This window comes from Sphingomonas sp. FUKUSWIS1 (assembly GCF_000733135.1).
GTDB lineage: Bacteria > Pseudomonadota > Alphaproteobacteria > Sphingomonadales > Sphingomonadaceae > Sphingomonas > Sphingomonas aerolata.
This window is the reverse complement of sequence record NZ_JPJC01000168.1, coordinates 1-6,593: the sequence shown is the minus strand read 5'-3', so window position 1 is coordinate 6,593 and position 6,593 is coordinate 1. Positions and strand designations below refer to the sequence as shown.

At 71.1% G+C, this 6,593-nt stretch carries 5 protein-coding genes; 4 read left to right on the top strand and 1 reads right to left on the bottom strand.

All coding sequences use genetic code 11. From position 1 onward, the window contains the following. The 4 genes from sphsw_RS10840 to sphsw_RS10820 form a co-directional block, all read left to right on the top strand. Positions 1–787, top strand: a 787-nt coding sequence (locus tag sphsw_RS10840) for a GNAT family N-acetyltransferase (RefSeq protein WP_031440636.1), incomplete at its 5' end; no start/stop codon positions are given. Next, positions 784–2,286 (top strand): glycosyltransferase, encoded by a 1,503-nt coding sequence (locus sphsw_RS20445; RefSeq protein ID WP_235188362.1) that lies wholly within the window; start codon positions 784–786, stop codon positions 2,284–2,286. The genes sphsw_RS10840 and sphsw_RS20445, both read left to right, overlap by 4 nt. Then, complete coding sequence (xrtA, locus tag sphsw_RS10825; protein WP_031440635.1) at positions 2,283–3,788, top strand: exosortase A; 1,506 nt, start codon at positions 2,283–2,285, stop codon at positions 3,786–3,788. The genes sphsw_RS20445 and xrtA overlap by 4 nt, the downstream gene beginning before the upstream one ends. Continuing rightward, the gene (locus sphsw_RS10820) at positions 3,789–5,675 is read left to right on the top strand and encodes an XrtA/PEP-CTERM system amidotransferase (RefSeq protein ID WP_031440634.1); all 1,887 of its coding nucleotides are present in this window, start codon (positions 3,789–3,791) and stop codon (positions 5,673–5,675) included. It begins immediately after the preceding gene. 73 nt (positions 5,676–5,748) lie between these two features. Here the strand turns inward: sphsw_RS10820 and sphsw_RS10815 are convergent. Then, positions 5,749–6,593, bottom strand: an 845-nt coding sequence (locus sphsw_RS10815; RefSeq protein WP_031440633.1) for an alpha/beta hydrolase, incomplete at its 5' end; no start/stop codon positions are given.

The following is a 6,593-nucleotide window of genomic DNA, read 5'->3' as shown; positions in this document are numbered from 1 at the left end:
GGGGTTCGCGGTCGATGGCGGTGTGCTCGGCGATGCCGCGGTCGAGCCGCTCGCGGCGGCGGCCTGGGAGCTGGCGCAGCGGCGCGGCTGCCCGTCGGTCGAGCTTCGCGGTGGCGCTGTGCCCGCGGGCTGGGACAGTGACGCGGACAGCTATCTGGGGTTCGCGCGCGATCTGGCGGCGGATGACGATGCCGAACTGCTCGCCATCCCGCGCAAGCAGCGCGCCGAGGTGCGGCGCGCGCTCGGCCTCGATCTCGACATCGCGACCGGCCGCGACCGGGCGATGCTCGCCGAGCATTACCGCGTCTATGCCGAATCGGTGCGCAATCTGGGGACGCCGGTCTTTCCCGCGCGGCTGTTCCGCAGCGTCGTCGAGACGATGGATGCCGACGTGCTGACCGTCCGCCACCGCGGCCGCGCGGTCGCGAGCGTGCTCAGCCTCTATCACCGCGGGACGGTCTATCCCTATTGGGGCGGCGGGACCGAGGCGGCGCGCGGCCTGCGCGCGAACGACCGGATGTATTTCGCGCTGATGGCGCATGCCCGTGCGCGCGGCTGCACGCGGTTCGATTTCGGACGGTCCAAGACCGGTACCGGCGCGGCCGCGTTCAAGAAGAACTGGGGATTTACGCCCGTGCCGCGGCTTTATGCCAAGCGCAGCGACGGCCCCGCGCGCGAGGTCAATCCGCTCAATCCCAAATATGCGCTGATGGTGCGTAGCTGGAAGAAGATGCCGCTCTGGGCGGCCAATCTCGCCGGGCCGTGGATCTCCCGGGGTCTGGGGTGAGCGATCTGCTGTTCCTGGCGCACCGCGTGCCGTTCCCGCCCGATCGCGGCGACAAGATCCGCAGCTTCCACGTCCTCCGTTATCTCAGCGCACGCATGCGCGTCCATCTCGTCGCATTTGCCGACGACGCGGCGGACCTCGATCCGCCTGCGGCCTTCACGGACATGCTGGCGAGCTGCACGATCCTGCCACGCGGCAAGTCGCAGGCGCGCGCCGGACTCGAGGCGCTGGCCACCGGCAAGCCCGTCTCGCTGACGGCGTTCGCTTCTCCCGCCATGCAGGCCGCGGTCGCTCGCATCCTGCCACGCGTCGACGGCATCTACTGTTTCTCGGGTCAGATGGCGCAGTACCTCCCCGATGACGGGCCACCCGTGGTCATGGATTTCGTCGACATGGACTCCGCCAAGTTCGCAGGCTTCGCGGATGACGCGCGCGGCCCGATGCGCTGGATGATGCGCCGCGAGGCACGGCTGTTAGGGGCCTTCGAGCGGGGGGTTGCGGCGAGGGTCTCCGCCAGCCTGTTCGTCAGCGAAGCCGAAGCCGCCCTGTTCCACACCGGCGGCGCCACCGGCCGCATCCTCGCGGTCGAGAACGGCATCGACTCCGCCACGTTCGATCCGGCGGGGAAGGCTGGCAAGTCTGGGCAGGCCGCAACCCCACCCTACCACCCCGGCGAAGGCCGGGGCCCAGTTGGAAAGGCCGCAGTAACACCGGACAGTCCGTCGCCATCAACGTCCCCCAACTGGACTCCGGCCTCCGCCGGGGAGGTGAAGGGCGGCGCGCCCGACCCGGCTGCGCATGGCGGGCAGACCCCAACCCATACTTACCACCCCGGCGAAGGCCGGGGCCCAGTTGGAAAAGTCGCAGTAACAGCGGACAGTCCGTCGCCATCAACATCGCCCAACTGGACCCCGGCCTCCGCCGGGGAGGTGAAGAGTGGGCTGGTCATCGGCAGCGCCCACGCAGACCCACTGATCGTCTTCACCGGCCAGATGGACTACCGCCCCAATATCGACGCCGTGACGTGGTTCGCCCGCGACATCCTCCCCCGGATCCGCACGCAACACCCGACGGCGCGGTTCGCGATCGTCGGCCGCGCCCCGACTCCGGCGGTGCAGGCGCTGGCAGGCGAGGCGGTGATCGTCACCGGCGCGGTCGACGACGTGCGCGGCTGGCTCGCCGCGGCCGATGTCTGCGTCGCCCCGCTGAAACTCGCCCGCGGCATCCAGAACAAGGTGCTGGAGGCGATGGCGATGGCGCGGCCTGTCGTCGCCTCGGCGGCGGCAGCGGAGGGCATCGACCACGCCGGCACGATCCGCGTCGCGGCGGACGCGCGCGAATTCGCCGCGCAGGTCCTCGCGCTGCTCGACGAACCCGCCGACGCGGCCGACCTCGGGCGGGCCGCGCGCGCGCAGGTGCTGCGACGCTATGGCTGGGACGCGCGGCTCGCACCGCTCGACGCGCTGTTCGGAGTCGATGGCGGCCAGTCCGCATCGTGACCGATCGCCCCGCGACGTCCTGGCCCCGGCATCTGCTCGCGCTCGGCATCGCGGCGACCCTGCTGCTCGCGCTGTTCCGCCGCGACGTCGCCGATCTGACGACGATCTGGTGGACCAGCACGACCTTCGGCCACTGCCTGTTCATTACCCCGGTGATCGCCTGGCTGGTGTGGCAGCGGCGTGGCGCGCTCGCGCAGCTGACGCCCGTTGGCTGGTGGCCGGGGCTGGCGCTGGTCGCGGTCGGCGGGGCAGGGTGGCTGATGGGCGACGCGGCCTCGGTCAATCTCGCGCGGCAACTGGGGCTGGTACTGATGCTGCAGGGCGCGGTCGTCGCGATCCTCGGCCCCAATGTCGCGCGCGGATTGCTGTTTCCGCTCGGCTATGCGCTGTTCCTCGTGCCCTTTGGCGAGGGGATCGAGCCGCCCTTGCAGGCCGTGACGGTCGCGATCGTCATGCCGCTGCTGCATCTGGTCGGCGTGCCCGCGGTCGTCGACGGCGTGCTGATCCATGCCGGCCGCTATTATTTCGAGGTCGCGGAGGCGTGCTCGGGCGCCAAGTTCGTGATCGCGATGGTCGCGTTCGCGGTGCTGGTCGCCAATGTCTGCTTCGTGTCGTGGCGGCGGCGGGCGGTGTTTCTCGCCGTGTCGGTGGTCGTGCCGGTCGTCGCCAACGGGTTTCGTGCGTTCGGGACGATCTGGGCCGCCGAGCTGACCTCGGTCGAGGCGGCGACGGGGATCGATCACATCGTCTATGGCTGGCTGTTCTTCGCGCTCGTGATGGCGGCGGTGCTCGCGATCGGCTGGCGCTGGTTCGACCGCGCGCCCGACGATCCCGCCTTCGATCCCGCGCAGCTGCAGGCGGTCCCGCGCTATCGCGGCGACCTCGCCATCATCACGCTGCTCGTGCTGGCGGTGGCATCGGCGTTTCCCGCGTGGAGCACGGCCATCGCCGAGCGGCGGCAAATGCTGCCAGCGCATATCACGCTGCCCGACGTGCCCGGCTGGCACCGCGTCGATGTCAGCGTCCGCGCGCCGTGGATGCCCTGGTATCCGGGCGCCGACCATTATCTGTTCGGCCGCTACGCCGACGCCTCGGGCGCGACCGTCGACATGGCGCTCGCGGTATTCGGGCGGCAGGGCGACGGGCACGAGCTGATCGCGTTCGGCACGGGCGTGCTGCGCGAGGAGGATCGCTGGGTCCGCGTCGCCGACCTGCCCCCGGTCGCGGACGCCGCGGGCGCGCGCGGTTCGGCGATGCGGATTACCGCGCCCGGACCCGTGGAGCGCATCGTCGCGACGTGGTACCGGGTCGGCGATGCTACCACCGATGACGGGATGATCGTGAAGATCGAGACGATGAAGGCGCGGCTGTTCGGCGGACCGCAGCGCGCGGTTGCGGTGCATCTGTCGGTCGAGGGCGGCGATCCGCGACCGATGGCGCGCTTCCTTGCCGCGCTCGGACCGGTCGGCACGGTCGCCGATCACGCCGCGGGCCTGCGCTGAATGTGCGGGATTGCCGGGATCTTTCACCCGGGCACGCCAAAGCCGGTCGATCCGAACCGCATCCAGGCGATGATCGCCGCGCTCGCGCATCGTGGTCCCGATGGCGACGGCATCTGGACCGCGCCGGGCGTCGGGCTGGGGCATCGCCGGCTGTCGATCATCGACCTCGAAGGCTCGCCGCAGCCGATGTCCGATGGCGAGCTGACGATCAGCTATAATGGCGAGATCTACAATTTCGCCGAGCTTCGCGCCGACCTGATCGCGGCCGGCGCCCGGTTCCGGACCGCGGGCGATACCGAGGTGCTGCTCCACGGCTGGCGCGCCTGGGGGCCGTCGATGCTCGACCGGCTGAACGGCATGTTCGCCTTCGCGATCCACGACGCGGGCGCCCGCGCGCTGTTCCTCGCGCGCGACCGGCTGGGGGTGAAGCCGCTTCATTATGTCGAGCTGGCGGACGGGTCGGTGGCGTTCGCCTCCGAGCTGAAGGGCCTGCTCGCCAACCCGCTCGTCCGGCGCGCGCCCGATCTGTCCGCGGTCGAGGATTACATGGCGCTCGGCTACGTCCCCGACGACGCCTGCCTCGTCGCGGGCGTGAAGAAGCTCGCGGCCGGGCATTTCCTGCTGATCGAGCGCGGGCGCGGCATGCCCGCGCCGCGCCGCTGGTGGGACGTCGACTTCTCCAACCGCGCGACCGGCTCCACCAAGGCGCTGGGCGAGGAACTGGTCGAGCGGATGCGCGCGGGCGTGCGGTCTCGGATGGTCGCCGACGTGCCCTTGGGCGCGTTCCTGTCGGGCGGGGTCGACAGCTCGGCGGTGGTCGCGCTGATGGCGGAGGCGAGCCCGCGCGCGGTCCGGACCTGCACGATCGGCTTCGACGAGGCGGGGCATGACGAGCGCGGCCATGCGACGACGATCGCACGCCGCTTCGCGACCGATCATGCCGAGCGCGTGGTCGATCCCGACGACTTTGCGCTGATCGACACGCTGGTCGCCGCGTTCGACGAGCCGTTCGCCGACGGATCCGCGCTCGCCACCTATCAGGTCTGCGCATTGGCGCGCGAGCGGGTGACGGTCGCGCTGTCGGGCGACGGCGCGGACGAGGCGCTCGCGGGCTATCGCCGCTACCGCTTCCAGGCGGCGGAGGAACGCGTGCGCGGCATGCTCCCCGCGCATCTCAGGACGCAGATTTTCGGCGCGCTCGGTCGGCATTACCCCAAGGCAGACTGGGCGCCGCGACCGTTCCGCGCGAAATCGACGCTGCTCGCGCTCGCGGCAGGGGGCGGCGAGGCCTATGCCCGCTCGGTCGGCGTGACGACGCCCGAGGTCCGCGCCCGGCTGTTCTCGGGCGCCGCGCAGGCCGCGCTGGGCGGCTACCGCGCGGAGGAACGCTATGTCGCGACGATGGCCAATGCGCCCGCGCGCGACGCGATCGACCGCGCGCAATATGCCGATCTCAAGCACTGGCTGCCCGGCGACATCCTGACCAAGGTCGACCGCACCAGCATGGCGGTCGGGCTTGAGGCGCGCGAACCGCTGCTCGACCACCGGCTGGTCGAGTTCTGCGCGACATTGCCCGTCGGCATGCGGCTGCGTCACGGCGAGGGCAAATGGCTGATGAAGAAGGCGATGGAGCCTTATCTGCCGAAGGAGATCCTCTATCGCCCGAAAATGGGCTTCGTGACGCCGATCAGCGCGTGGTTCCGCGGCGCGCTGGCGGGCGAGGCGAGCGCGCTCGGATCATCGCGGATGCTCGCCGAGACGGGCTGGTTCGACATGGCCGCGATCACCGCGCTCGCCGAGGCGCATCGCGGCGGACGTGCCGAGCATGGCCGCACGCTGTGGCAGCTGATGATGCTCGAACGGTCGCTGAAGCGGGTGTTCGGCTAGGCCCGGCGCCAGCGTTCGCGGCCTGCCCTTCGACTTCGCTCAGGGCGAACGGAGGGGGCACACACACCCGCCGTCAGAGCGGCGCTTCGGGCCCGATCGCCTCGCGCATCCAGCGGTCGAACAACTGCGGCCAGAGCGAACCCGGCGAACTCGCGGGCAGGCGCGTGCCGAAGCCGTGGCGCCCACGCCGCAGGATATGCGCCTCGACCGGAATGTCGACGCGGCGCGCGGCGGCGAGCATGTCGAGGCTGTTGGCGACCGGCACCGTGTCGTCATCCTCGGCATGGACCAGGAACAGCGGCGCGTCGCCGCTGCGCAGATTGCGGTCGATCGCATAGCGCGCCTGCATCGCCGGATCGGGATTGGGCCCCAGCAGCTGCGCGCGCGACCCGCCATGGCTGCGCCCCGGATCCATGTTCGACACCGCGTACATCAGCCCCGCAAAGGCCGGCCGCGCCGACAGCCGGTCCGCGGCATCGACCGGGCGATAGACCTCGAGCCCATGATGGATCTCGAGCGACCCGGCAAGATGCCCGCCCGCCGAAAAGCCGAGCACGCCCAGCGTCTCGGGGTTGATCGCATAGCGCCGCGCATTGGCGCGGATCAGTCGCATCGCGCGCTGCACGTCGGACAGCGGCACGTTGGCGCGGTCCGCCCAGCCTTCGCCAGGCAGCCGGTAGCTGAGCACGAACACCGTGACACCGAAGCCGTTCAGCACCCGTGCGACGTCGATCCCCTCGTTGCGCAGCGAGGTGATCGAATAGCCGCCGCCGGGGCACACCAGCACCGCACGGCCATCGGGGCGGGCGGCGCGGAACACGCCGACCTCGGGCTGGACGACGCCGCGCATCTGCACGTCGCGGTAGCCGCCCGGGCGTCCGGTGATCACCGGGCGCGGGCGCGGCAGCGGGGTCGGCG